Origin of the sequence: Streptomyces sp. NPDC094034 (assembly GCF_040303865.1) — a bacterium.
Taxonomy (GTDB): Bacteria; Actinomycetota; Actinomycetes; order Streptomycetales; family Streptomycetaceae; genus Streptomyces.
Window position 1 is genome coordinate 227,825 of record NZ_JBEOUD010000004.1, and the last position, 24,299, is coordinate 252,123.

17 protein-coding genes and 2 pseudogenes are annotated in these 24,299 nt (G+C 71.8%); 8 read left to right on the forward strand and 11 right to left on the reverse strand.

The features are described from left to right. Window positions 1-202 precede the first annotated feature (202 nt). The 3 genes and pseudogenes from ABTZ59_RS06530 to yczE all read right to left on the reverse strand — a co-directional run bounded on the left by ABTZ59_RS06530 (window position 203) and on the right by yczE (window position 3,062). Complete coding sequence (locus tag ABTZ59_RS06530) at window positions 203-1,561, reverse strand: MFS transporter (protein ID WP_351391612.1); 1,359 nt, start codon at window positions 1,559-1,561, stop codon at window positions 203-205. Window positions 1,562-1,633: 72 nt separating this feature from the next. Further along, the gene (locus ABTZ59_RS06535) at window positions 1,634-2,398 is read right to left on the reverse strand and encodes a glycerophosphodiester phosphodiesterase family protein (RefSeq protein WP_351391615.1); all 765 of its coding nucleotides are present in this window, start codon (window positions 2,396-2,398) and stop codon (window positions 1,634-1,636) included. Next, window positions 2,395-3,062: pseudogene (gene yczE, locus ABTZ59_RS06540) on the reverse strand (membrane protein YczE). The gene ABTZ59_RS06535 and the pseudogene yczE overlap by 4 nt, the downstream one beginning before the upstream one ends. Before the next feature lie 100 nt (window positions 3,063-3,162). On the opposite strand from yczE, the gene ABTZ59_RS06545 reads away from it, so the two are divergent. Beyond that, on the forward strand, window positions 3,163-4,659 hold the full coding sequence (locus ABTZ59_RS06545) for an SCO1417 family PLP biosynthesis transcription factor (RefSeq protein WP_351391618.1): 1,497 nt from the start codon (window positions 3,163-3,165) through the stop codon (window positions 4,657-4,659). Between the two features lie 121 nt (window positions 4,660-4,780). On the opposite strand, the gene ABTZ59_RS06550 is transcribed toward ABTZ59_RS06545, so the two are convergent. Together ABTZ59_RS06550 and ABTZ59_RS06555 are read right to left on the reverse strand one after the other, a co-directional pair. Continuing rightward, the gene (locus ABTZ59_RS06550; RefSeq protein ID WP_351391621.1) at window positions 4,781-6,478 is read right to left on the reverse strand and encodes a hypothetical protein; all 1,698 of its coding nucleotides are present in this window, start codon (window positions 6,476-6,478) and stop codon (window positions 4,781-4,783) included. Window positions 6,479-6,516: 38 nt separating this feature from the next. Further along, a complete protein-coding gene (locus ABTZ59_RS06555; protein WP_030355560.1) occupies window positions 6,517-6,711 on the reverse strand; it encodes a hypothetical protein in 195 nt (64 codons plus the stop codon). A gap of 253 nt (window positions 6,712-6,964) precedes the next feature. Here ABTZ59_RS06555 and ABTZ59_RS06560 point away from each other — a divergent pair, with 253 nt between their 5' ends. The 6 genes from ABTZ59_RS06560 (at window position 6,965) to ABTZ59_RS06585 (ending at window position 16,051) form a co-directional block, all read left to right on the forward strand. After that, window positions 6,965-7,357, forward strand: a complete 393-nt coding sequence (locus ABTZ59_RS06560) for an ankyrin repeat domain-containing protein (RefSeq protein WP_351391625.1) — start codon at window positions 6,965-6,967, stop codon at window positions 7,355-7,357. Window positions 7,358-7,588: 231 nt separating this feature from the next. Then, on the forward strand, window positions 7,589-9,007 hold the full coding sequence (locus ABTZ59_RS06565; RefSeq protein WP_351391628.1) for a HEAT repeat domain-containing protein: 1,419 nt from the start codon (window positions 7,589-7,591) through the stop codon (window positions 9,005-9,007). 186 nt (window positions 9,008-9,193) lie between these two features. After that, a complete protein-coding gene (locus ABTZ59_RS06570; protein ID WP_351391631.1) occupies window positions 9,194-10,312 on the forward strand; it encodes a glycosyltransferase family 4 protein in 1,119 nt (372 codons plus the stop codon). Next, on the forward strand, window positions 10,309-11,502 hold the full coding sequence (locus ABTZ59_RS06575; RefSeq protein WP_351391634.1) for a glycosyltransferase: 1,194 nt from the start codon (window positions 10,309-10,311) through the stop codon (window positions 11,500-11,502). Before ABTZ59_RS06570 ends, ABTZ59_RS06575 begins: the two co-directional genes overlap by 4 nt. Next, entirely contained in the window at window positions 11,499-12,452 is a 954-nt protein-coding gene (locus ABTZ59_RS06580; protein WP_351391637.1) for an SGNH/GDSL hydrolase family protein, read from the forward strand. The genes ABTZ59_RS06575 and ABTZ59_RS06580 overlap by 4 nt, the downstream gene beginning before the upstream one ends. Beyond that, window positions 12,449-16,051, forward strand: a complete 3,603-nt coding sequence (locus ABTZ59_RS06585; protein WP_351391640.1) for a hydantoinase B/oxoprolinase family protein — start codon at window positions 12,449-12,451, stop codon at window positions 16,049-16,051. The genes ABTZ59_RS06580 and ABTZ59_RS06585 overlap by 4 nt, the downstream gene beginning before the upstream one ends. Before the next feature lie 7 nt (window positions 16,052-16,058). Here ABTZ59_RS06585 and ABTZ59_RS06590 read toward each other — a convergent pair whose 3' ends face one another. From ABTZ59_RS06590 to ABTZ59_RS06615, 6 genes and pseudogenes are all read right to left on the reverse strand, one after another. Beyond that, complete coding sequence (locus ABTZ59_RS06590; protein WP_351391643.1) at window positions 16,059-17,546, reverse strand: ABC transporter substrate-binding protein; 1,488 nt, start codon at window positions 17,544-17,546, stop codon at window positions 16,059-16,061. A 7-nt stretch (window positions 17,547-17,553) separates the two neighbouring features. Continuing rightward, on the reverse strand, window positions 17,554-19,542 hold the full coding sequence (locus ABTZ59_RS06595) for a hypothetical protein (RefSeq protein ID WP_351391646.1): 1,989 nt from the start codon (window positions 19,540-19,542) through the stop codon (window positions 17,554-17,556). Between the two features lie 155 nt (window positions 19,543-19,697). Beyond that, the gene (locus tag ABTZ59_RS06600) at window positions 19,698-20,603 is read right to left on the reverse strand and encodes a 5-oxoprolinase subunit C family protein (protein WP_351391739.1); all 906 of its coding nucleotides are present in this window, start codon (window positions 20,601-20,603) and stop codon (window positions 19,698-19,700) included. A gap of 137 nt (window positions 20,604-20,740) precedes the next feature. Then, window positions 20,741-21,346, reverse strand: a pseudogene (pxpB, locus tag ABTZ59_RS06605) (5-oxoprolinase subunit PxpB); the annotation flags it as partial. Continuing rightward, window positions 21,343-22,107 carry a LamB/YcsF family protein gene (locus ABTZ59_RS06610; RefSeq protein WP_351391652.1) on the reverse strand — a complete coding sequence of 255 codons (765 nt, stop codon included), beginning with the start codon at window positions 22,105-22,107 and terminating at the stop codon, window positions 21,343-21,345. The pseudogene pxpB and the gene ABTZ59_RS06610, both read right to left, overlap by 4 nt. 4 nt (window positions 22,108-22,111) lie before the next feature. Continuing rightward, window positions 22,112-23,410, reverse strand: a complete 1,299-nt coding sequence (locus ABTZ59_RS06615) for an MFS transporter (RefSeq protein WP_351391655.1) — start codon at window positions 23,408-23,410, stop codon at window positions 22,112-22,114. 144 nt (window positions 23,411-23,554) lie between these two features. On the opposite strand from ABTZ59_RS06615, the gene ABTZ59_RS06620 reads away from it, so the two are divergent. Further along, window positions 23,555-24,265: a GntR family transcriptional regulator gene (locus ABTZ59_RS06620; RefSeq protein ID WP_351391659.1), complete on the forward strand. Its 711-nt coding sequence runs from the start codon at window positions 23,555-23,557 to the stop codon at window positions 24,263-24,265. Window positions 24,266-24,299: the final 34 nt, after the last annotated feature.

The following is a 24,299-nucleotide window of genomic DNA, read 5'->3' on the forward strand; positions in this document are numbered from 1 at the left end:
CGCCCGGTCGGCGGTAAAGATTCCCGTCCGGGTCATGCGTCGCCCGTCTGTGCCGCTGGTCATTCCAGGATTGCGTACCCGCCGGCGCCCGGTTTGTCACATCTAACGGGAGATGTCACCCAGCGTTTTCCTATCTCGACTACGCAGTAACGGTCCGCCTGGCAGGCCAAACGCGTACACTACCGCCCTTTGACTTCAACGTCTAAATCCGTTCCGGTACGGGATTGCCCGCGGCGGCGATCGCCCGCCGTACGGGCACCCTCGCCAGCAGGACGAACCCGAGCGCGAAGAAGATCACCAGCGAGATGATCGCATCCCGGTAGCTCCCGGTGAGCTGGAACGCGAGTCCGAACACCAGGGGGCCCAGCCAGCTCAGGCCGCGGTCGCTCATCTCATACGCGGAGAAGTACTCGGCCTCCTTGCCGCTCGGCACCAGATGCGAGAAGAGCGACCGGGACAGCGCCTGGCTGCCGCCCAGGACCAGCCCGATCGCCGCCGCCAGCGCGTAGAACGCGACCGGTGCCCCGGACGGCAGGAAGTACCCCGCCGCGAGGATGACCGTCCAGACGGCCAGTGAGCCGAGAATCGTCCGCTTGGCCCCGTAGGACCTGGCCATTCGGCCCATCCCCAGTGCGCCCGCCACCGCGAGTATCTGCACCAGCAGTACGGCGGTGATCAAGGTCGTCTGGTCCAGGCCCAGCTCCTCGGAGCCATAGACCGAGGCCTGCGAGATGACCGTCTGGATGCCGTCGTTGTAGAGGAGATAGGCGAGCAGGAAGGACAGCGTCAGCGGATGGCGGCGCATGTCACGCAGCGTCGCGATCAGCTGCCGCCAGCCGGTGCCGACCGTACCCGCGCCGTCCCGCACCACCCGGCGGTCGCGCAGCCGGCGCAGCGGGACGAGCGTGAAGGCGCCCCACCAGACACCGGCCGAGGCCAGACAGATCCGTACGGCCGTCGACTCCGAGACACCGAAGGAATCATGGCCGGTGTAGAGCACGAGATTGAGGACGAGCACCAGCGCGCCCGAGGTGTAGCCGAACGCCCAGCCGCGCGAGGAGACGGCGTCGCGCTCATCGGGTCCGGCTATCTGCGGCAGATACGCGTTGTACAGCACCATCGAGACCGCCAGTGAGGCGTTCGCCACGATCAGCAGCAGCGCGCCCAGCAGATAGCGGTCGCCGTCGAGGAAGAACATGCCCGCCGTGGCGCCGGCCCCGAGGTACGCCGAGAGCGCGAGCAGCGGCTTCTTGCGTCCCGAACGGTCGGCGGCGGCGCCCACCAGCGGCATCACCACCACCGCCACCACGATGGAGAGGGAGACGGTGTACGCGAACACCGAGCCCGCGCGGATGGGGATGCCCAGTGGCCGGACAAAGCCGTCCGCGTCCGCCGCCGCCTTCGCCACCGACGTCAGATAGGGGCCGAGGAAGACCGTGAGCACACTCGTCGAATACACGGAGCACGCGAAGTCGTAGAAGTACCAGCCGCGCTGCTCGCGTCTGCGCTCCGACGCCCCGTCGGCCGACCCGTCGGCCCGGTCCACGGTGTCAGCGGTCACCGGCGCTTCCTCGCTCTCCCCGTAGCCTGCCCGGCAGTGCCGGATGTCCCCGGCGGACGCCGCGCCGCCCGGTCAATGCCAGGCTCCCCGCGCGGTCAACACCGCGCGCAACGTCTCCAGTTGATCAGTCATGATGCCATCCACACCGAGATCGAGGAGCGCCTCCATCCGATCCGGATCATTGACGGTCCAGACATGCACCTGGAGGCCGAGCGCGTGCGCCGTCCTCACGAAGCGCTCGTCGACCACCCGGATGCCGTTCTGGGACTCGGGGACCTGGGCGCAGACGGCGCCCCGCCGGACGGGGGCCGGGATGCCGTACGAGCGCAGCCGCAGGCCCAGCACGCCCCGTACGCCGTACGAGGTGGCGAGCCGGGGGCCCGCGAGACGGGCCGCGCCCGCCACTCGGGCCTCGGAGAAGGAGCCCACGCACACCCGGTCCCAGCTGTCGGTCCTGCGGATCAGCTCGACCAGGGGGAGCTGGGCGGGGGCGGCCTTGATGTCCACGTTCCAGTGCGCGTCGGGGAATTCTTCGAGCAGCTCCTCGAAGAGCGGCAGCGGCTCCTTCCCCGCCACCCTCGCCCGGCGCACGTCCTGCCAGGACAGCTCGGCGATCCGGCCGCGGGTGTCGGTCACCCGGTCCAGGGTCGCGTCGTGGAAGGCGACGAGCCGGCCGTCCGCCGTGGCGTGCACATCGGTCTCGAAGTAGCGGTATCCGAGCTCGGCGGCGCGGCGGAACGCGGCGGCGGTGTTCTCCAGGCCGTCCGCCGTGCCGCCGCGATGGGCGAATGGGATCGGGGTGGGCCGGTCCAGATAGGGGTGGGGTACGCGAGTCACCGCCGCAGTATGGCCTGTTCCGGTGACCCGGTGGCGACCACCGTGCTGCCGTTGTCCACCGCCGGGATGGCGAAGACACGCAGGAACAGCTGGGCGAGCGGGCCGATGGCCAGCGCGTAGGCGACCGTTCCGACCCCCACCGACCCGCCGAGGACGAATCCGGTGACGACGACCGCCACCTCGATGCCCGTACGGACGAGCCGGACCGAGCGGCCGGTCAGCCGGTGCAGCCCGGTCATCAGGCCGTCCCGGGGGCCGGGGCCGAAGCGGGCCGCGAGGTAGAGACCGGTGGCCACGCCGTTGAACACGATGCCCGCGATCAGCAGCGGGATACGGACGGCCAGGCCATGGCCTTCGGGGACGAGGGCGAGCGCGCCGTCCATGGCGATGCCCACGACGAAGACATTGGAGACCGTGCCGAGCCCCGGGCGCTGTCTGATCGGTATCCAGAACACCAGCACCACGGCGCCGACGATATCGAGACGACGCCCATCGTCAGCCCGGTCAGCTCCGCCAGCCCCTGGTGCAGCACACCCCATGGCTCCAGACCGAGGCCGCCGCGCACCAGCAGCGCCGCGCTTGCCCCGTACAGCGCGAGTCCCGCGTACAGCTGGAGCAGCCGCCGGGTCAGGTGGAGACCCCGGGGGCCGGAGGTAGTGGACATGCTGCTGCCCCCTGATGCGATGGTGGACTGATACGTGCCACTCTGTGGCGGGGTGGCGCATGCCAACCATGGCCAATTCGGGGAAGGTGGACTGATTTCCATGGCCCAGTGGACTTCTGCCGTGGGCGCGGCTCAGCTCGCCCGACAGCTCAAGACCCAGCGCGGGCCCGCCGGACCCGGCGCCCGCAGACCGCCCGCCTACCGGGCCCTCGCCGACGGCATCCGGCTGCTCGTCCTCGAAGGCCGCGTCCCCGTCGCCGCCCGGCTCCCCGCCGAGCGCGAGCTGGCGCTCGCCCTGACCGTGAGCCGTACGACCGTGGCCGCCGCGTACGAGGCGCTGCGCACCGAAGGATTCCTTGAGTCGCGCAGGGGCGCGGGCAGCTGGACGGCCGTCCCGGCGGGCAATCCGCTGCCCGCGCGCGGACTGGAACCGCTGCCGCCCGAGTCGCTGGGCTCGATGATCGATCTCGGCACCGCCGCGCTGCCCGCCCCCGAGCCCTGGCTCACCCGGGGAGTCCAGGGCGCGCTGGAGGAGCTGGCGCCGTACGCGCACACCCATGGCGACTATCCGGCGGGGCTGCCCGCCCTGCGGCGCATGCTCGCCGACCGCTATACCGAGCGCGGTATCCCGACCATGCCGGAGCAGATCATGGTCACCACCGGCGCGATGGGGGCGATCGACGCGATCTGCCATCTCTTCGCGGGCCGGGGCGAGCGGATCGCGGTGGAGTCACCGTCGTACGCCAATATCCTCCAGCTGATGCGCGAGGCGGGCGCGCGGCTGGTGCCCGTCGCCATGGCGGAGGGGCTGACCGGCTGGGATCTGGGGCGCTGGCGCCAGGTGCTCAGGGAGGCGGCCCCCCGGCTCGCCTATGTCGTCGCCGACTTCCACAATCCGACCGGCGCGCTGGCCGACGAGGACCAGCGGCGCCAGCTGGTCGACGCCGCGCGGTCGGCGGGCACGGTCCTTGTCGTCGACGAGACCATGTCCGAGCTGCGGCTGGACGCGGATCTCCGCATGCCGAGGCGGGTCTGCGCGTTCGACCCGGCGGGCAGCACGGTCATCACGGTCGGTTCGGCCAGCAAGGCGTTCTGGGCGGGGATGCGGATCGGCTGGGTCCGTGCCGCGCCGGATGTGATCCGGTCGCTGGTCTCCGCGCGCGCGTACGCCGACCTGGGCACCCCGGTGCTTGAGCAGCTCGCCGTCAACTGGCTGATGCGGACCGGCGGCTGGGAGGAGGCCGTCGCCCTGCGCAGGGCCCAGGCGCGGGAGAACCGCGACGCGCTGGTGGCGGCGGTACGCGAACAGCTGCCCGGCTGGGAGTTCGAGGTACCGGGCGGCGGGCTGACCCTGTGGGTACGTACCGGCGGACTGTCCGGATCACGCCTGGCGGAGGTCGGCGAACGGGTCGGCGTACGGGTGCCGTCGGGTCCCCGCTTCGGCGTCGACGGGGCGTTCGAGGGATACGTGCGGCTGCCGTTCACCGTGGGCGGCCCGGTCGCCGCCGAGGCGGCGACCCGGCTGGTGGCGGCGGTGCGGCTGGTGGAGAGCGGAGCGAGCACCGGCACGGACGCACCGCGCACCTTCGTCGCCTGACGGGCGTCCGAGCTCGGCGGGCGTCCGAGCCTGACGGGCGCCTGACGAGCGTCTGACGGGGCTGTCGCCCGAGGGGACTTCGGGCTCACTCGTCCAGGGGCCGCGCGTGCAGGGCCGCGCGTCAGCCCTCGGCGGGTACGGCGGCGCCGACCGGCCCAGGAGCCGGGACCCCCGCGCGCCCGTGGCCCGGCTCGCGCTCCTGGTCGGGGACGGACCGCGTGGCCCTGCGTTCCCCGACGGATTTGTCCTCGGCGGTCCGGTCGCCGCCGGACCCGGTGTCGACGGTCCGGTCCTCGACGGGCGCCGCGTCCGCCGGGGGGCGCTCCGGCAGCAGCCCGAGTACGGCGCGGCGGTGCGCCTCGCTCGTTCCGTCGTCGTACGGGTCGGGCGTCGCCGGGACCTGAAGCCTGAGCACCGGCCCGGTGCCGAGCCGCGCGTACCCCCGGCCGGGCGGGATCTCCGCCGGGGGTGTGGTGCGCGGCGGTGCGCCGAGCACCGCTTCGATCTGCGCGGGCGTGGCCGCCCCCAGGATCACCCGCGCACGGGTGTGGGTCAGTACGGCCTCGCCAAGCGTGTCCAGCGCGTCGAGCTGGTCGGCCACGACCACGGTCACATGGGCGGATCTGCCGTGCCGCAGCGGTACTTGGAGCAGTTCCCGGGGATCTGGCCGCCCCTCGGCGGCGGCCAGATGACCGAAGACGCTCGGCCGGTCCAGCAGGATCCACAGGGGTCGCTTGGTGTCCTCGGGAGCGGGATGACCCGACTGTCCGGCCCGGTTGGCGGCGATCAGCCTGCGCTCCGTCTCGCTGGCGGCCCATTCAAGACCGGCCAGCGCCCCGGCCAGTCCGCACTCCACGGCCAGCACGCCCGTACGCCCGGCCAGACAGCCGAACTCGCCGGTCCCGCCGCCCTCCACGATCAGGACCTCACCGTGCTGGGCGGCCTGGAGCGCCAGGGAGCGCAGCAGGCTGGTGGCGCCGCTGCCGGGGGGACCCATGACCAGCAGATGCGGCTCGGTGGAGCGGGGTCCCGTCCGCCAGAGCACCGGCGGCTCGTCCCGGCTCTCGCCGTTCACCACGACCGGGACGGTGCGCCGCACCACACAGTCGTCCGTGAAGCCGAGCACGGTCTCACCGGGGGCGCTGATGAAGCGCTGGGCCGCGATGGCGGTGGACAGCGCGGGTAGCACGGTGACCGTGAGCTCGTTGGCCTCCTCCTCCCACGCGAAGAGGTACTCGCGTCCGCGCCCGCACTTGGCCTGGAACAGCTGCTCGATCCGGGCGCGCACGTCGGGATCGCTGTCGGGGAAGTAGGGGGGATACCTCAGCTGGAGCCGGGTGAGCCGTCCGCCGGTGTCGAAGGCGTGGTCGTCGAACGCCGTACCCCACACGCCCCCGTGGGAGTAGAGCGGATTGGGGTCTTCCGGAACGGCGAAGTACGGCACCAGCGCCTCGTAGAGGGACTGGAGCCGCTTGATCTCCGTGTCGTCGGGTCCGGTCGGTACGGGAGTGGTGTCACGCCCCTTCCAGCCGGCGACGCCCATCAGCGCGATCAGACCGAGGAGCGGCCCGTACGGGATGAGCGCGACGACCAGAACGCAGGCCGCCACCAGGAACAGCGCGGGACCGCGCCGGTCCTTCGGGGTGCCGGCCCACTTCTGGCGTGCCGCGGCGGCCAGCATCCGCAGACCGCGGGAGACCGTGATCAGCGGATGGAGGACATCGGTGGCGCTGTCGGCGGCCGTGCGGGCCAGCTCGCGACTGCGGGCGATCTGGGCGCTGCCGCTGGTCAGAATGCGGGGGAGTGGTCGCCGGGCCACGTCTGTCTCCTGATGGTGCGGAAGGGGGCGGGCGGGCGTCAGAACTTGATCCCGCCGATCAGCCCGGCGAGGCTCGCGCCGCCGGCCGTGATGCTCGGCGCGATGGCCGTGCCCGCGAGATAGAAACCGAAGAGGGCGCAGACCATGGCGTGCGAGGCCTTGAGTCCGTCCTTGCGGAAGAAGAGGAAGACGATGATTCCGAGCAGCACCACACCTGACATCGACAGAATCATGAGAATTCTCCTGGTTTTGAGGGGACAGTCACCATGAGTTCTTCCAGGATCACCGAAAGTATCTATGCGATAAAAGGTGCAAATGAGTGAAATGCCAGGTATTTCACTGTGCTGGCCCAGGGAACGCGGTGGCGCCCGTGCGGGGCGCCGTCCGCAGTACCCTTTCGGTTTACTCGTACGGCCCCGAGGCCGTGCGGACCAGGTCAACGGCGTGCGAGCCGGCGTGCGAGCCGGCCTGAAAGGCGGTCCACCGATGAGTGAGACACCGGATCCCGAAGTGGTCGAGCTGGCCACCAAGGTCTTCGATCTGGCCCGGCGCGGTGAGACCGAGACGCTCGCGGCCTATGTCGACGCCGGTGTGCCCCCGAACCTCACCAATGACCGGGGCGACTCCCTCGTCATGCTCGCCGCGTACCACGGCCACGCCGAGACGGTGGAGGCGTTGATCGCGCGCGGCGCCGACGCCGGACGGGCCAACGACCGCGGTCAGACCCCGCTCGCCGGGGCTGTCTTCAAAGGCGAGGACGCCGTGATCCGCGCGCTGCTGGCCGGCGGCGCGGATCCATCCGGAGGAAACCCCTCCGCCGTGGATACCGCGCGAATGTTTGGGAAGACGGACCTTCTGGAGTTGTTCGGCGCTCAGTGATGCCCCGGGTGAGAGACGTCGTAAATGTGGTCGCGGTGGCGAAATGGCTGGGTCATCATGACGTCGGGCCCGCACCAACGGGTCACGGACGAGAGGCAGGGAAGATGGTCTGCATTAAGCGGAAGACGACGGTCGGCCGATCATGTCGCCGCACGGTCTAGGGCCAGAAGGGTGCCACGTTTCCCGGTCGCACCCCCGGTTGCGTCGACAGCTTGATGTGAGGCTTCCCCCATGTTCGATCCGGTCATAGCGCCGAGCGGCACTCTGCTGGGACTGTTGCAGAGAGGCCGCGGCGACGGCACGCTGCACGCGCTCGCGGCGCCCCGCGCCGAAGCGCTCGCCGCCCTCAATCACTGCGTACTGAACGACCCCCGCCACGACTGGCAGGTCGAGAACCGTTCGCTCTACTACGCACGCCTGTATCTGGATCTCCACGGTGGCCTCGACGCCATCGACCACCATCTCTTCCGGGCCGAGGACCACTTCGACACCGAGGAGTCCAGGACCGGGCTCGCGCTCGCCGTGCTCGGCCATCTCGCCGCGTACGGCAGGCACGACGCCCTCGACCTGCTCAGGCGATACGCGGCGACCGGCGCCAACTGGGCCTGGGCCCTGGACGAGCTGGCGCTGCGCGACGACGACCCGGGGCTGCGCTCCCTGGCCGTGCCGATCCTCGCCAGATTCCCGGCGGGACCCGAGGGCGACGCCGAACTGGCGTCGACCGTACGGGACGCCTTCGAACCCCGGCCCTGGCGGCTCTGGGCCGACGATCCACGGCCCTCGGTCGGCGCGCGGATCAGGGCCGCCCGTGAACAGGGGTCGTTCGACCGCTGGCAGCGGCAGCTGCGACCGAGCGGTCCGCGCCCCGGCTGGAGCGTGCGGGCCGTCTTCGACTGGGCGCAGCAGGCCCTGGAGCGCGGCACGGAGATGCACGGGCCCGCGGCCCGCTGCCTCACCGCCGTCGCCGGCCCCGACGACCGCCCGCTGATCGTCGAGGCCGCGCGCAACGGCCCCGACGGCGCGCGCTGCGCGGCCCTGCACTATCTCGCCGAGGTCCGTGACCCGGTCGTCCTCGATCTGATCGAAGCGGCGGCAGGCGGCCCGGACCGTACTGTCGCCGACGCCGCCGTCGCCGCCTTCGAGCGGATGTGCGGCGACGAGGCGGTCGACCGGGCCCGCGGCTGGGTGCACAGGCCCGACGCGCTCGGCGCGTCCGCCGCGGGGGTGCTCGCCTGCCGCGGCGGTACGAAGGACACCGCGCTGGTCCTCGGCGCGCTGCGGGAGGCCGTACGGGCCGAGGGCCCGGACGCCCAGCGGCTGTGGACCCTCGTCGACGGCGCGGGACGCCTCGGCATCGTCTGCGCCGCACCTGTGCTGCGCCATGTCTACCGCGAGACCGCCTCCTCGCATCTGCGCGGCCGGGCCGCGCGTGCGCTCGCCGCCACCGATCCCTCCTACGCCACCGGATTCGCCGTCGAATGCCTGTGGGACTGCGAGGAGACCACCCGGGAAGTGGCCGCGCTGCACGCCGAGACCGTGGACGCGCGCGTGGCGGAAAGGCTGCGGCGGCTGGCAGCCGATCCGGCCGAAGAGGCCGAGGTGCAGACCGCCGTACGCAGCAGGATGGGCCCGGACGCCGCCGCGCGGTGAGACCCGGCGGCCGTCGCCGCCCGCCGTCGCGTACGGCCGGAAAGCTTCGCTCCGTAAGTCGGTCCGTACCGTCTGTGCGCCTTCGTCGTGTCCGGGGAACGTCCCGCGTCCAATGCTCACGGGACGTTCCCCACGCGGAAAGATCCACGTTGGCAGGGACACGTTCGGTGGGACGACAACACGGATATGCGTGTCGTCATTGTCACCGAATCCTTCCCGCCCGATGTCAACGGGGTGGCCCACTGCGCCCTCCAGACCGCCCGGCATCTCGTCGCCCGCGGTCATGAACCACTCGTCATCGCCCCGGCGGTCGCCGGTGATGCCGAGATCGACGCACCGTGCCCCGTGGTACGCGTGCCCTCACTCCCGCTGCCCGGTTATCCGCAGGTGCGGGTGGCGCTCCCCAGCAGGCGCATCGCCGCGGCCATCACCGCGCACCGCGCCGAAATCGTTCACCTGGCCGGGCCCTTCGTGCTCGGTGTACGCGGCATGACGGCCGCCGCCCGGCTCGGCGTCCCCGCCGTCGCCGTCTACCAGACCGACCTCGCGGGCTATGCCCGTACCTATGTGGGCGCGGGCGAGGCCGCCGCATGGCGACGGATCCGCGCCGTGCACTCCGCCGCCGATCTCACCCTCGCCCCGTCCAGCGCCGCCGCGAACGATCTCGCCGAGCACGGCATCCCCCGCGTACGCCTGTGGCCGCGAGGTGTCGACACCGAGCGGTTCCGGCCCGAACTGCGCGACGAGGAGCTGCGCCGACGCCTCGCGCCCAACGGGGAGCTGATCGTCGGCTATGTCGGCCGGCTGGCCCCCGAGAAGCATGTGGAACTCCTGGCCGGGGTCTGCCGGCTGCCCGGCGTCCGTGTCGTGATCGTAGGAGACGGCCCCAGCGAGACGTCGCTGCGCGGGGCGCTGCCCGGCGCGGTCTTCCTCGGCCGGTCGACGGGCGACGAACTGGCCAGGACCTTCGCCTCCTTCGACCTGTTCGCGCACACCGGTCCCTACGAGACGTTCTGCCAGACCGTGCAGGAGGCCATGGCCAGCGGGGTGCCGGTGATCGCGCCCGCCGCCGGCGGACCGCTCGACCTCGTCGACCACGGACGCACCGGACTGCTGGTCACCCCGCACGACACCGACGCCGTCACCGCGGCCGTGGAGGAACTCGCCCTCGCCCCCGCGCTCCGCGCGGCCTACGGACAGGCGGCGCGCACCACCGTCGAAGGCAGGACCTGGGCCGTCGTCGGGGACCAGCTGCTCGACCACTACACCGAGGTGCTCGGCGCCCGTACGGCGGTGGTCGCGTGAGTGGGCTGAAGATCGTACGACTGGCCAACTTCGTCACGCCCGCCTCGGGCGGACTGCGCACCGCGCTCCATGAGCTGGGCAGCGGCTATCTCGCGGCCGGGCACGAACCGGTGCTGATCGTGCCGGGGGAGCGGGAGTCCGACGAGGACACCTCGCAGGGGCGGGTGATCACCCTGCCGGGGCCTGAACTGCCCGGCACGGGCGGATACCGGGTGCTGGGCGCGCGGCGTCGGCTGCGGGAAGTGCTCGAACGTATCGGGCCCGACCGGCTCGAAGTCTCCGACCGCACCACCCTGCGCTGGACGGGGGAGTGGGCACGCCGCCATCGCATCCCGTCCGTGATGGTCTCCCACGAGACGGCGGACGGAGTGCTGCGCACCTGGGGCGTGCCCGGGGCCGCCGCGGCCCGCGCCGCCGACCGGCTCAATCTGCGCACCGCCTGGGCGTACTCGCGGATCGTCTGTACCACCGAGTGGGCGGAGCGGGAGTTCCTGCGGATCGGGGCCCGCAACGTGGTGCGCGCACCGCTCGGTGTCGATCTGCGCCGGTGCACGCCGGAGCGACGCAATGCCGAGCTGCGCTCCCGCTACGCGCGTCCGGAGGAAGCGCTGCTCGTACTCGGCTCCCGGCTGTCGGTGGAGAAGCGGCCGGGCACCGCGCTCGACGCGCTCGCCGAGCTGCGGGAGCGGGGCGTACCGGCGGTGCTGGTCGTCGCCGGTGACGGTCCGCTGCGGGCCGGGCTGGTCCGCCGGGCCCGCGCCGAACGGCTGCCCGCGCTCTTCCTCGGCCATGTCGCGGACCGCGGGGCGATGGCCGATCTCCAGGCCACCGCGGACGTCTGTCTGGCACCGGGACCGGCCGAGACCTTCGGGCTGTCGGCCCTGGAGGCGCTGGCCTGCGGTACACCGGTCGTCGCCAGCGCGTCGTCGGCGCTCCCCGAGGTGATCGGGGACGCGGGTATCGCGGCCCGGGACAACGCGGCGGCCTTCGCCGACGCCATCCAGGAGCTCATGGCCCGCTCCGAGGGGGCGCGCCGGGCCGCGGCCCGCTCCCGTGCCGAGCTCTTCAGCTGGGAGAACGCGGTCGCCGCCTTCCTGGCGGCCCACGACGTCCCGCTCGACGTATCGATGCTGAACAAGGTCCCGTCGCAGGTCCAGCAGGTTCACCACCCGGAGGGAGAGGCGAGATGACGACGGAGGCGGACAGAGGCGCACCGCCCGCGAAGGCGGCCCGGGACCAGGACCAGGAGCGGGACCACGTTCCGGATACCGCCGCGCCGCCGCGGGCGCTGCGGTACGCCGCTCTCGGTGACTCGCTCACCGCGGGGATCGGCGACCCCGTCGACGGCGGATGGCGCGGCTGGGCCGCGCTGCTCGGCGCCGGCGTGGGCGACCCCGGCACCGGCGTACGGTTCCACAACTTCGCCGTCAGCGGCGCGCTCACCCGGGATGTGGAGGAGAAGCAGACGCCCGCGGCCGTCTCCTTCGCCCCCGACATCGCCTCCGTCGTCGTCGGTGTCAACGACACCCTGCGCCGCGCCTTCGACATACAGGACCTCGCCCTGCGCCTCGACCGCGTCTGCGGCGCCCTCGCGGCGCGCGGCACCGTCCTGCTGACCACCTGTCTGCCCGACCCCGGGAGCATGCTCGGGCTGCCCGCGCCGCTCGCCATGCCCCTCGCCCGGCGGCAGCGCGCCGTCAACGCCGTCGTCCACGCCCTGGCCGCGCGCCATGACACCGTCCATCTGCACATGGCGGAGGCGTCCTGGGTCGCCGACCGGTCCCTGTGGAGCGCGGACCGGCTGCACCCCGCCGAGCGCGGGCACCGGATGATCGCCGCGCGCTTCCACGCGCTGCTCGCCGAACGGGGGCTGGCCCTCGGGCCCGAGCCCTCTCTTGAGACCGACCAGCTACCGCCCAGCCGCGCGGCCACACTGCTCTGGCTCGCCACCTCGGGCACCGGATGGGTGGCCCGCCGCTGCCGGGACCTCCTGCCAGAACTGCTGCGGCTCGCGGCCTACGAGGTGACGCACTGGGCCCGCGGCACCGGAGCCCGGCTCGATCTGCGCGCCGAAATCGCCCTCTCCCGGGCGCTCGCCGCGCTGTCTCCGGGCGCTCCCCTTGCCAGAATGGGGGAATGACCGGGCGCTGGGAATTCTGGATCGACCGGGGCGGCACCTTCACCGATGTGGTGGGCAGGCGCCCCGACGGAGAGCTGGTCACCCGGAAACTGCTCTCGCACCATCCGGAGAGATACCGGGACGCGGCGGTGGCCGGCATCCGTCTGCTGCTCGGCCTCGGTCCCGACGATCCGGTGCCGGCGGACCGGATCGATGTCGTCAAGATGGGGACGACCGTCGCCACCAACGCGCTCCTTGAGCGGCGCGGTGAGCCGACCGTCCTCCTCATCTCCGAGGGCTTCCGGGACGCCCTGCGGATCGCGTACCAGAACCGGCCCCGGCTGTTCGACCGCCATATCGTGCTGCCCGAGGCCGTCTACGAACGCGTCATCGAGGTCCCGGAACGCGTCGACGCGCACGGCGCCACCGTACGGCCGCTCGACACGGACACCGTCGCCGCCGCCCTCCGCACCGCCCACGAGGACGGCTTCCGCAGCGCCGCCGTCGTGCTGATGCACGGCTACCGACATCCCGCGCACGAGAGCGCCGTCGCCGACGCCGCGCGCGCCGCGGGCTTCACGCAGGTCAGCTGCTCCCATGAGGTCAGCCCGCTGATCAAGCTGGTACCGCGCGGCGACACCACCGTCGTCGACGCCTATCTCTCCCCGATCCTGCGCCGCTATGTCGACGAGATCGCCCGTGAACTCCAGGGCATCCGGCTGATGTTCATGCAGTCCAACGGCGGTCTGCGGGAGGCCGCGCACTTCCGTGGCAAGGACGCCGTGCTGTCGGGGCCGGCCGGCGGGGTCGTCGGGATGGCCCGTACGTCGGGACAGGCGGGCTTCCGCCGGGTCATCGGCTTCGACATGGGCGGCACCTCCACCGATGTCTCGCACTACGCGGGCGAGTTCGAGCGCGAACTCGGGACCCAGGTCGCCGGGGTGCGGATGCGCGCCCCCATGATGAACATCCACACCGTCGCGGCGGGCGGCGGGTCCGTGCTGCACTTCGACGGACAGCGCTACCGCGTCGGCCCCGACTCGGCGGGCGCCGTGCCGGGCCCCGCCTGCTACCGGCGCGGCGGCCCGCTCACCGTCACCGACGCGCAGGTGATGCTGGGCCGCGTCCAGCCGGCCCACTTCCCCGCCGTGTTCGGCCCCCACGGCGACCAGCCGCTGGACGTGGAGGTCGTACGGGAGCGCTTCGCGCGCCGGGCCGAGGAGGTACGCGAGGCCACCGGGGTCGGCCGCACCCCGGAGGAGGTCGCGGCCGGCTATCTGGAGATCGCCGTCCTGAACATGGCCAACGCCGTCAAGAAGATCTCCGTACAGCGCGGCCACGACATCACCCGCTACGCCCTCACCAGCTTCGGCGGCGCCGGCGGGCAGCACGCCTGCGCGGTCGCCGACGCGCTGGGCGTCGACACCGTGATCGTGCCGCCGCTCGCGGGTGTGCTCTCCGCGTACGGCATCGGGCTCGCCGACACCACCGCCATGCGGGAGCACTCCGTCGAGGCCGAGCTGACCGAACAGGCCCTGCGCCGGGTCCGTGAACTGTGCGATTCGCTCGCCGAGCGCACCCGCGCCGAGCTGCGCGCCGACTCCGTCCCGGACGAGGCCATCACCACCCGCGCGCGCGTGCTGCTGCGCTACGCGGGGACGGACGCGAGCCTGCCCGTACCCCTGGACGGAGTCGCGGCCATGACCGCGGCCTTCGTGGCCGAACACCTCGCGCGCTACGCCTTCACCATGGACAAACCGCTGGTGGTGGAGGCGGTATCGGTCGAGGCCGTCGGTACCTCGGGCCCGGGCGCCCCGTATACACCCGCGCCGTCCACCGGGATCGGCGCGAGCGAACCGTACGCGACCGTCGGGATGTTCACCGGCGGCCGGGTCCGGGACACCCCGCTGTACCGCCGCGAGGATCTGCGCGCGGGCGACACCGTGACCGGGCCCGCCGTGATCGCGGAGGCCGACGCCACGACCGTCGTCGAACCGGGCTGGCGCGCGGCCCCGGGCGAACGGGGCCATCTGCTGCTCACCCGCGTACAGCCACGCCCCACGCGGGTCGCGGTCGGCACGGACGTCGACCCCGTCCTGCTGGAGGTCTTCAACAACCTCTTCATGGCCATCGCCGAACAGATGGGCGTGCGCCTGGAGAACACCGCCCACTCCGTCAACATCAAGGAACGGCTGGACTTCTCCTGCGCGCTCTTCGACTCCGACGGCAATCTGATCGCCAACGCGCCCCATATCCCCGTCCATCTGGGATCGATGGGCGAATCCATCAAGGAAGTGCTCCGGCGCGACGAGGGCGCGCTGCGGCCCGGCGATGTGTACGCCATCAACGACCCGTACCACGGCGGCACCCATCTGCCCGATGTGACCGTCGTGACGCCCGTCTTCGACGAACAGGGCGAGACGCTGGAGTTCCTGGTGGCCTCGCGCGGCCACCACGCCGAGATCGGTGGCATCACCCCCGGCTCCATGCCCGCCTTCAGCACCACCATCGACGAGGAGGGCGTGCTCTTCGACAACTGGCTGCTCGTCAGGGACGGCCGGCTGCGCGAGGCCGAGACCAGGGACCTGCTCACCACCGCCCGCCACCCCTCCAGGGACCCCGACACCAATCTCGCCGATCTGCGTGCCCAGATCGCCGCGAACGAAAAGGGCATCGCCGAACTGCGCCGTATGACGGAGGAGTTCGGCACCGAGGTCGTGCAGGCGTACATGGGGCACGTACGGCGCAACGCCGAGGAGTCCGTACGCCGGATCGTCGCCGGGCTGCACGACGGCTCGTACCGCTACGAGACCGATGGAGGCGCGGTGATCGAGGTCGCGGTCCGCGTCGACCGGGAAGCGCGTGCCGCCGTCATCGACTTCACCGGCACCTCGCCCCAGCTGCCCGGCAACTTCAACGCGCCCAAGTCCGTGGTGATGGCGGCGGTGCTCTATGTCTTCCGCACACTCGTCGCCGATGACATCCCGCTCAACAGCGGCTGTCTGGAACCCCTGGACGTACGGGTACCGGAAGGATCGATGCTCGCGCCCGTCCCTCCCGCGGCGACCGTCGCGGGCAATGTCGAGACCTCGCAGGCCGTCACCGGCGCGCTGTACGCCGCCCTCGGAGTCCAGGCGGAGGGCTCGGGCACCATGAACAACCTCACCTTCGGCAATGACCGGGTGCAGTACTACGAGACCGTGGCCGGCGGCTCAGGCGCGGGCGACGGCTTCGACGGCGCGGACGCCGTACAGACCCATATGACCAACTCCCGGCTCACCGATCCGGAAGTACTGGAGTGGCGCTATCCGGTACGGGTCGACGCGTTCGCCGTGCGGGAGGGCAGCGGCGGCGCCGGCCACTGGCACGGCGGCGACGGCGTCGAACGGCGGCTGCGCTTCCTGGAACCGATGACGGTCACCCTGCTGACCGGCCACCGCCGGGTCCCGCCGTACGGCATGGCGGGTGGCGGACCCGGCGCGCTCGGGAGCAACGCGGTGGAGCGCGTCGACGGCACGGTCACGCGGCTGCGGGGCGTCGACTCCGCGGAGGTGGGCCCCGACGACGTACTGGTCATGCGGACGCCGGGCGGGGGCGGCTACGGGACGGTGCCCCGCTGACGCCGGGTCACTGCCCCTCGGGGGGCTTGCCCTCGGCGGACGCGACCTCGACCAGCTCGGCGCGGCCCCGTGCGTCGAGGCTGAGGATCGGGACGGCCTTGTCGCGCGGATTGCCGTTGCTCTGGAAGGAGATGAAGCCGCTCGCCCCGGCCACCCGCTGCGGTCCGTTCATCTGCTGGAACATCCGGCCCACCGTGCGTCCGGTCACCGCGCCGGGGCCGCTCGCCGCCATCCGTACACCCTCGGTCGCGGTCAGGACCGCGTCATGGGCCATGAGGTCCTGGCCGTCGTAGCGGTCGTCGCCGGGGAACCACTCGTCCAGCAGACCGCCCTGCTGGAAGTAGCGCGCGGAGTGTTCGGACACCCGCCCGGGATCGGCCCGCCACATGTCGCGGTGAGCCAGACCGGTGTAGAAGACCTGGACACCGGTCTCGACGGCGTGGGCGATCTGCTCCCGGTCCAGGTTCGAGGTGTCGTCACCGGCGAGGACCGTGAACGTGTGGTCCGTACAGCTGCGATTGGCCAGCGAATCGAGGAAGTTGGTGAGATGCCGGCCGCGGCCCGCGAAGTAGATGACCTGCGGCCGTGTGTCGCAGAGCTGCGCGGGGAAGAAGCGCAGCTCGTTCTTCCAGGCGCCACCGGGCACCGACGAGTCGAACGTCATCCGCTCCGCCACCAGCCGATGGCCGGTCTTCTCGTCGGGGAACGCCTCGGTGAAGGCGGTGCCCAGGGTGGCGGCGTACAGATTGGTCTTGGCGGCGTCCTGGACGACCACCGCCGTACGGAGCTCGGTGGACCGCTTCAGATAGGCCGCCGCGGCGTACGCCTCGTCGACATTGGTGGGCGAGACCCGCACGAAGTCGGTGATGCCCTGGATATTGGTGGCGGTCATGGTGCTGGCGACGGTGGCGAGGCCGCTCGTGGAAAGCTTCTTCAGCGCCGCCAGATTCCGGGCGGTGCTGGGGCCCAGACCGGTGACGGCCACCAGCTTGTCGGGGGAGTCCTTCCGGTCGATCAGCTCGTCCACGGTGTGTTCCCAGTGCGCCGAGTTGCTGCCGGAATTCGCGATCAGCAGCCGGATCTTGGGGGAGGAGGCGAGATCGCCGCGGTTGTGCCGGTACTGCGCGAGATAGGCGCCCTCCAGCTCATGGCGTACCGAGTCCTCGGAGTTGCTGTCGTCATTGGTGAGCGTGAAGGAGGTCAGATACGCGACGCTGACATACGGCTCCTTCTCGGCCTCTTTGCTGACCTCGTCGTTCTCGTGCTCGATCTTCTTCATCACCGCGGCGAGACGTTCCGTGAAGTGGTACGAGCCATCGGTGACACCGACGCACTCCCTGTCCTCGCCCCGCTCGACGACACCGTCGTCGCAGCGGGCCAGGGCGTCCCCGATCCAGCCGACGCCCAGCGGGACGGCCACCGCGAGTACGGCGACGACGACCACGCCGATCACCACGCGGCGCACGATGTGCAGCGGCCATTCGAGTCTGCGCATCCCACTCTCACCCCTCGCTCGTGGACGTCAGCGGATGGCGCCAGTGGCGGTAGCGCTCCGCCTCGTTGAACAGCGCCACGACATCGTTCCTGCGCAGCCGCGACAGCTGGTTGAACCCGTCGGCGATCAGATCGTTCAGCCGCATCCCGGGATCGGCGAGCGGATCGCTCCATATCCAGCGGGTGATGATCAACTCCCGGATCACCGCCGCGGTGGTGACCGCCTCACCGGGCTCGGCGGGCGCGAGCCCGGCGAGCAGATCCAGCGGACCGCCCGAGGAGACGAGCCGGTTGGGCGCCGCCGTGATCGCGTTGAACTCACTGATCCACTGCGCCGCGGGTACTCCGGGGAAGCGCCCGACCAGATACCCGGTCACCTCGTCGATCCGGCCCCAGGCCAGCCGGTGGTACATCTCCTGGACCGGGCGCCCCAGGGAGCGGAAGTGCTCGGCGAGGAGTTCGTGCACGGTGTCCCAGTCGTCGGGGCGCCGGGCCAGCCGCCACAGCAGCAGCCGTCGCGGCCAGGGGTGGAGAGCCGGAGTCACGCCTTCCGGACCGAGCAGCAGCCAGCGGGCCCGCATCTCGCCGAAGAGCGCGTCCCCGGGGCTGAGCACCCGCGTACCGATCGACAGATCACGCGCGGCGGCGCACTCGGCGAGCGTGGCGCGCCCCGGCTCGTCGATGCCCTGGAGCAGATGGTCGAGCGCGGCGTCGGCGAGCGTGATCGTCTCCTCGCCCTCGCGCAGCGTCCTGTCGGGCAGTCCGCGCAGCCAGCGGTCCTGCTCGGGGCCGTTCTCGGCCGGTACGCCGGAGTGCCGCAGCACCTCAAGGACCTGGTGCACCGCGCTCGGCAGCCCGCGGGTCAGCCGGTGCACAAAGGGCGCGAGGCGGGTGAAGGGCGCCAGATCCGGATGGCGGCGCAGCTCAAGCTCGATACGGATACGGACCTCGTCGAGGTTGAGGTCCCGCAGCCGCAGGGGATACCACCAGGTGTCGTCGCTGTCGCGGGTCGGCCGGTGCTCGCGCCAGTCCGTGAGCGAGGCCCGGTCCGGGCCGCGCAGCTGCCAGGGCCACTGATCGCCGGTGGCCGGACCCCAGCGGGGCAGCCAGCGGTTGGCGCTGGCCACGATGGTCAGCGGATCGCAGGAGAGCCCCGCCACCACGGCGTCGTCGTGCCGGGCGCGGATCAGCAGATCGAGGAAGCGACGGCCGTACTCCGAATGGGAGTTGTCGAGCAGCAGCAGATACGAGCGGGGCATGAACGAGTGGTCCGCGTTGCCCCGGAGATCCGCGAGGAACGCCGAGAACAGCACGCGGTCGAGTCGCTCCTCGTCCTCCGCGTCGCCGTCGTGCCGCCAGAGGTTGAGCTCGACCAGCGCCTCCCACGGGTCCTGGCTCCGGATCAGCGGATGGCCGCCGTACCACGCGGCGCTCGCGGTGAACTTACGGCCGGGCAGCCGGCGACGGCCGCGCCGCAGGGCGTCCCGCAGCAGCGCGAGCGCCGCGGTCGACGCGCCGTCAGGGGCTCCCACGGCGCCGCCCGCCACCTCGAAGAAGGCGGCCAGATAGTCGCCGTACCGCGCCTCGGCCCGCTCCTGGAACGCGTCCAGCTCCCGCCGGATGGTGCGCCGCCCCTCGGCCAGGCTGGTCATCCGCAGATCATGGTCGGAGGCGAGCAGCCCGAGGGTCAGCCGGGGGAAGTGGGAGCGGCGATACCGCGGCAGCTTCCGTTCGAGCTGCCGGGCGAGCAGCCCCAGGCCATAGCGCGGCAACAGCCCGTGCTCGGCGGCGAGATTGACATAGGCGAACGGGTTCTCGGGGCCGAACTGCTCCATCAGCGCGCTGTGCGCCTCGCTGGCCCCGCTGCCGCGCGGGCCCAGCAGCATCGTCACCGGCCGCTCCGCGGTGGGCGGCTGTCGCAGACACTCGTCGACGAGGGAGATGATCCCGTTACGGCCCCTGAGGCCCATGCGCACTCCGGACTCCGTCACGCGCATCAGCCCCCCCGAGCCATCCGCCCGGCACAAGTGGGGCGATGCCGTCAAGTCTACCGGAGGGCCTCACAACTACTCCTGATTTTACGGGGGTTGATGAGAAGTACCGGGGGAACGTGCCGGGATCGGGCCGCCTGTACGTCACCCGTCGGCCATGTTCAGGCCGCGCGACGGCCATCGTGGCTTCGCCCGGAGGACCGGTGCCGTACCACGAAGAACCGTACGGGCGTGCCCGGCGCGGCCTGTGCCGCCGCCGGGAGATCGGGCTCCGCCACGACCGCGATCACCGGATAGCCGCCGGTCGTCGGACGGTCGGCGAGGAAGACCAGCGGACGGCCGTCGGGCGGCACCTGCACGGCGCCCGTCACCATGCCCTCGCTCGGCAGTTCGGTGGCGACGGCACGCTCCAGGGGCGGGCCCTGCGTGCGCAGCCCGATCCGGTTGCTCGCCGCCGACACCCGGTAGACGCGCGTGGTCAGCGTGCGCAGGGCCGCGCTGGTGAACCAGTCGTCGCGCGGCCCGAGCCGTATCCGCAGCACCAGTTCGGCGGGCGGGGCCGGCGTGGGCACCCCGTCGACCGGCGCCGCGCGCCCCGTCACCGGGCCCAGCGGCAGGACCGTACCGTCACGCAGCGGAGCCGGCCCGAGACCCGACAGCAGATCCGTCGACCGGCTGCCGAGCACCGGCTCCACCGCCACCCCGCCGCCGAACGCCACATAACTCCGGACCCCGGAGACGACCCTCCCCACCTCCAGCAGCGCGCCCGCCGGAACCCGCACGGGAGCGCCCCAGGGGGCGGGGCGCCCGTCGACCAGGACGGGGCACGGCGCCCCGGTGACCGCCGCGGTCACGGCGCAACGCGGCCGTACCGCACAGCCGTCGAGCGTCGTCTCCAGCGCCGCGGCTCCCTCCGGATTGCCCACCAGCCGGTTGACCAGCCGCAGGGCGGGCGGATCGAGGGCCCCGGAGCGCGGCACTCCCAGATGGGCATGCCCGTACCGGCCGAGGTCCTGCACGGTGGTCAGCGCCCCTGACCGTACGACGGAGAGCGCCCGGTCCGTCATCGGTCGGCCGCCGTCGCCGTGGTCGTCGCCGTCGCCGTCGTCGCCGTCGCCGTCGCCGTCGCCGTCGTCGTCGCCGTGGTCGTGGTCGTCGCCGTGGTCGTTGTTGCGGTGGTCGCGGTGGTGATCGCTGTGGTGGTCGCCACGAAGCGCACCCGCGTCCCGGGCGCCAGCAGCGCCGCAGGCACCCGCTCCGGGTCCCACAGGACGGTGTCCGTCGTCCCGATCAGCTGCCAGCCGCCGGGTGAGGAGCGCGGATACACCCCGGTGTACGGGCCCGCGAGAGCGACCGAACCCGGGGGGACGGCGGTACGGGGAGTGGACCTGCGGGGTACGGCGTACCGCGCGGGCAGCCCGGTGAGATAGCCGAAGCCCGGCGCGAACCCGCAGAAGGCGACCCGGAATTCGGCCGCCGAGTGGATCCGCGCCACCTCCTCGGGCGGCACGCCCCACAGCGCGGCGACCTCCGCCAGATCCGGACCGTCGTAGCTGACCGGCAGTTCCACGGTGTCCGGCACCCGCGTGTCCGGTGCCTCGGACCGCCAGCCGTCCAGCCCCGCGGCGAAGCCCGCCGGATCCTCCAGCCCGTCGAGCAGTACGGTGCGTGCGGCGGGGACGATCTCCCGCACCGGCGGCAGGGCGCCCGCGGCGCGGCGGCGCAGCAACTCGGCGTGGAACGCCGCCGTCTCCTCGCCGTCGGCCAGTTCGACGAGGAGCGCCCGGTCGCCCATCGGCAGCGCCCTCATACGAAGGACTCCACCCGGACACCGGCGGCCTCCAGCCGACGGCGCACCCGGCGGGCGAGATCCACCGCGCCTGGGGTGTCGCCGTGCAGGCAGAGCGAGCGGGCGCGGACGCCGACGGGCCGTCCGTACAGGGAGGTCACCACGCCGAACCGGGCCATGGAGACCGACCGTTCCACCACCGTCGAGGCGTCCGTGATCACGGCGCCGTCCTGTCCGCGCGGCACGAGCGTGCCCTCCGAGGTGTATGCCCGGTCGGCGAACGCCTCGGTGAAGACGGGCAGTCCGGCCTTCTCCGCCACGTCATGGAGCAGGGAGCCGGGCAGCCCGAGCAGCGGCAGCCGCTCACCGGTCAGCAGGACACCCTCCACCACGGCCTCTGCCTGCTCGGCGTCATGGACGACTCTGTTGTAGAGGGCGCCGTGCGGTTTGACGTAGGAGACCCGGGCGCCCGCCGCCTTCGCGAACACCTCCAGCGCGCCGATCTGGTACGCGACCTCGGCGGCCAGCTCGTCCGCGGGCACCTCCATCGAGCGGCGGCCGAATCCGGCCAGATCGCGGTACGAGACCTGGGCGCCGATCCGGACCCCGCGCTCGGCGGCCCAGTCGCAGACCCGCCGCATGGTGGCCGCGTCCCCGGCATGGAAACCGCACGCCACATTGGCGCTCGTGACGACGGAGAGCAGTCCCTCGTCGTCGGTCAGCCGCCAGTGGCCGAAGCCCTCGCCGAGGTCGGCGTTGAGGTCGATGGACGCCCAGGTCATGGAGTCACCTTCCGATCGGCTCGGATACGAGCAGTTCGCGGCCACGGGTCTCGGGCAGCCCGATCAACGCGACCACCGCGAGACCGTAACCGACCGCTCCGAAGACCAGGGCACCCCCCACTCCCCAACTGGTCGCCAGGAAGCCGACGAGGGTGGGGAAGAGCGCGCCCACGGCCCGCCCGGTGTTGTAGGTGAAGCCCTGGCCCGTACCGCGCACCGCCGTCGGATACAGCTCGCTGAGGAACGAGCCGAAGCCGCTGAAGATGGCCGACATGCAGAAGCCGAGCGGGAATCCGAGGACGAGCAGCAGCCCGTCCGCCCCCGCCGGGATATTGATGTAGGCCAGGATGGCGACGGCGGACAGGACCGCGAAGATCGCGATGTTCTTCTTCCTGCCCAGCCGGTCGGTGAGATAGCCGCCGGTCAGATAGCCGACGAAGGCCCCGCTGATCAGGAAGGTCAGATAGCCGCCGGTGCCGACCACCGTGAGACCGCGTTCCGTCTTGAGATAGGTCGGCACCCACGTGGCGAGCGTGTAGTAGCCGCCCTGCACGCCGGTGGACAGCAGCGTCGCGAAGAACGTCGTACGCAGCAGATCCGCGCGGAAGATCGCGGTGAACGAGCCCTTCCGCGCGCTCTCGCGGCGCTGCGCGGCGGCCTCGGGCGCGTCGTGGACGTTCCGTCGTACGTAGACGATCAGCAGGGCCGGCAGCGCGCCCGTCCAGAACATCACGCGCCACGCGGTGTCCGCGTCGAGGAACTGGAAGACCAGCGTGTAGACGATGACCGCGAGCGCCCAGCCGGCCGCCCAGGCGCTCTGGACGGCGCCGAGCGTACGGCCGCGGTGCTTGCCGGAGGCGTACTCCGCGACGAGGATCGCGCCGACCGCCCACTCGCCGCCGAAGCCGAGCCCCTGGAGGGCGCGGAAGACCAGCAGCGTCTCGTAGTTGGGCGCGAATCCGCAGAGCACGGTGAAGACCGCGTAGGTGATGACGGTGATCATCAGGGCTTTGACCCGGCCGATGCGGTCGGCGAGCACCCCGGCGATCGCCCCGCCGATGGCCGAGACGACGAGGGTGACAGTGGTGAGCAGCCCCGTCTGGCCGCTGTCGAGGCTGAAGTACGCGGCGATCGCCACCATGGACAGCGGCAGCGTGAAGAAGTCGTACGAGTCCAGGCCGTAGCCGCCGAACGCGCCGGCGAATGCCCGGCGCCCCTGCGGCCCCAGGGCCCGCAGCCAGGCGAACGCGCCGGTGTCCTCGGGAGGTCCGTCCTTGCTCAGACGTGCTTGGGTGATGCTCATCTGCACCTCGCAGAAAGGGGAGTGTGCTGGGACCGTGAGCTGAGAAGACCGTAGGGGATTGTTCAACGATCCGACAAGACTCTTGTTGTTTCGTTCTTGCTTCTACGATGAGTCCGTACGCGAACGGAGACGGAAGAGGGCGCTGTGGCGACGAGCGGGACCGAACTCGGCGAGCTGGCGGACGACCGCCCCCTGCTGGGCCGTACCAGCACGGCGGAGCGGGTGGCGGACATCCTGCGCACGCGCGTCGCGGAGGGCTTCTTCCAGCCCGGCGAACGGCTCTCGGAGGAGTCCATCGGCAAGGCGCTGGTCGTCTCCCGCAACACGCTGCGCGAGGCGTTCCGGCTGCTCACGCACGAGCGGCTGCTCGTCCATGAACTCAACCGCGGGGTCTTCGTGCGGGTGCTCGCGGTCGAGGACGTCGAGGACATCTACCGCACGCGCCGACTGATCGAATGCGCCGTCGTACGCGGCCTCGGCAAACCCCCGTTCGCGCTCGACGGTCTGGAGAAGGCGGTCGCCAACGGCCGGCGCGCCGCCCGGGAGGGGCGCTGGAAGGGCGTCTCGACGGCGAACATCCACTTCCACCGTGAACTGGTCGCGCTGGCGGGCAGCGTACGCACCGACGAACTGATGAGCGCCGTGCTGGCCGAACTACGGCTCGCCTTCCACGTGGTGGACGACCCGCGCCTGCTGCACGAGCCGTACCTCGTACGGAACCAGCGACTTGTGGAGTCCCTGGGTTCCGGTGACAGGGAAGGCACCGAACGGATGCTCGCCACATATCTGGACGACTCGCGCGAGCAGCTTGTGGAGGTGTACGCGAGGCTCGTCGCCGACGACGAGACGGAGTGAGGCGGGACCGCTTCCGCACCGTTTGGCCCGTTGT

What these genes read in the sequence shown, in the direction of transcription:
- ABTZ59_RS06545 (WP_351391618.1), top strand. Translation starts at nt 3,163, where the DNA reads ATGGCCCAGTGGACTTCTGCCGTGGGCGCGGCTCAGCTCGCCCGACAG.
- ABTZ59_RS06555 (WP_030355560.1), bottom strand. Translation starts at nt 6,711, where the DNA reads ATGATTCTGTCGATGTCAGGTGTGGTGCTGCTCGGAATCATCGTCTTC.
- ABTZ59_RS06560 (WP_351391625.1), top strand. Translation starts at nt 6,965, where the DNA reads ATGAGTGAGACACCGGATCCCGAAGTGGTCGAGCTGGCCACCAAGGTC.
- ABTZ59_RS06565 (WP_351391628.1), top strand. Translation starts at nt 7,589, where the DNA reads ATGTTCGATCCGGTCATAGCGCCGAGCGGCACTCTGCTGGGACTGTTG.
- ABTZ59_RS06570 (WP_351391631.1), top strand. Translation starts at nt 9,194, where the DNA reads ATGCGTGTCGTCATTGTCACCGAATCCTTCCCGCCCGATGTCAACGGG.
- ABTZ59_RS06580 (WP_351391637.1), top strand. Translation starts at nt 11,499, where the DNA reads ATGACGACGGAGGCGGACAGAGGCGCACCGCCCGCGAAGGCGGCCCGG.
- ABTZ59_RS06585 (WP_351391640.1), top strand. Translation starts at nt 12,449, where the DNA reads ATGACCGGGCGCTGGGAATTCTGGATCGACCGGGGCGGCACCTTCACC.
- ABTZ59_RS06590 (WP_351391643.1), bottom strand. Translation starts at nt 17,546, where the DNA reads ATGCGCAGACTCGAATGGCCGCTGCACATCGTGCGCCGCGTGGTGATC.
- ABTZ59_RS06595 (WP_351391646.1), bottom strand. Translation starts at nt 19,542, where the DNA reads ATGCGCGTGACGGAGTCCGGAGTGCGCATGGGCCTCAGGGGCCGTAAC.
- ABTZ59_RS06600 (WP_351391739.1), bottom strand. Translation starts at nt 20,603, where the DNA reads ATGACGGACCGGGCGCTCTCCGTCGTACGGTCAGGGGCGCTGACCACC.
- ABTZ59_RS06610 (WP_351391652.1), bottom strand. Translation starts at nt 22,107, where the DNA reads ATGACCTGGGCGTCCATCGACCTCAACGCCGACCTCGGCGAGGGCTTC.
- ABTZ59_RS06615 (WP_351391655.1), bottom strand. Translation starts at nt 23,410, where the DNA reads ATGAGCATCACCCAAGCACGTCTGAGCAAGGACGGACCTCCCGAGGAC.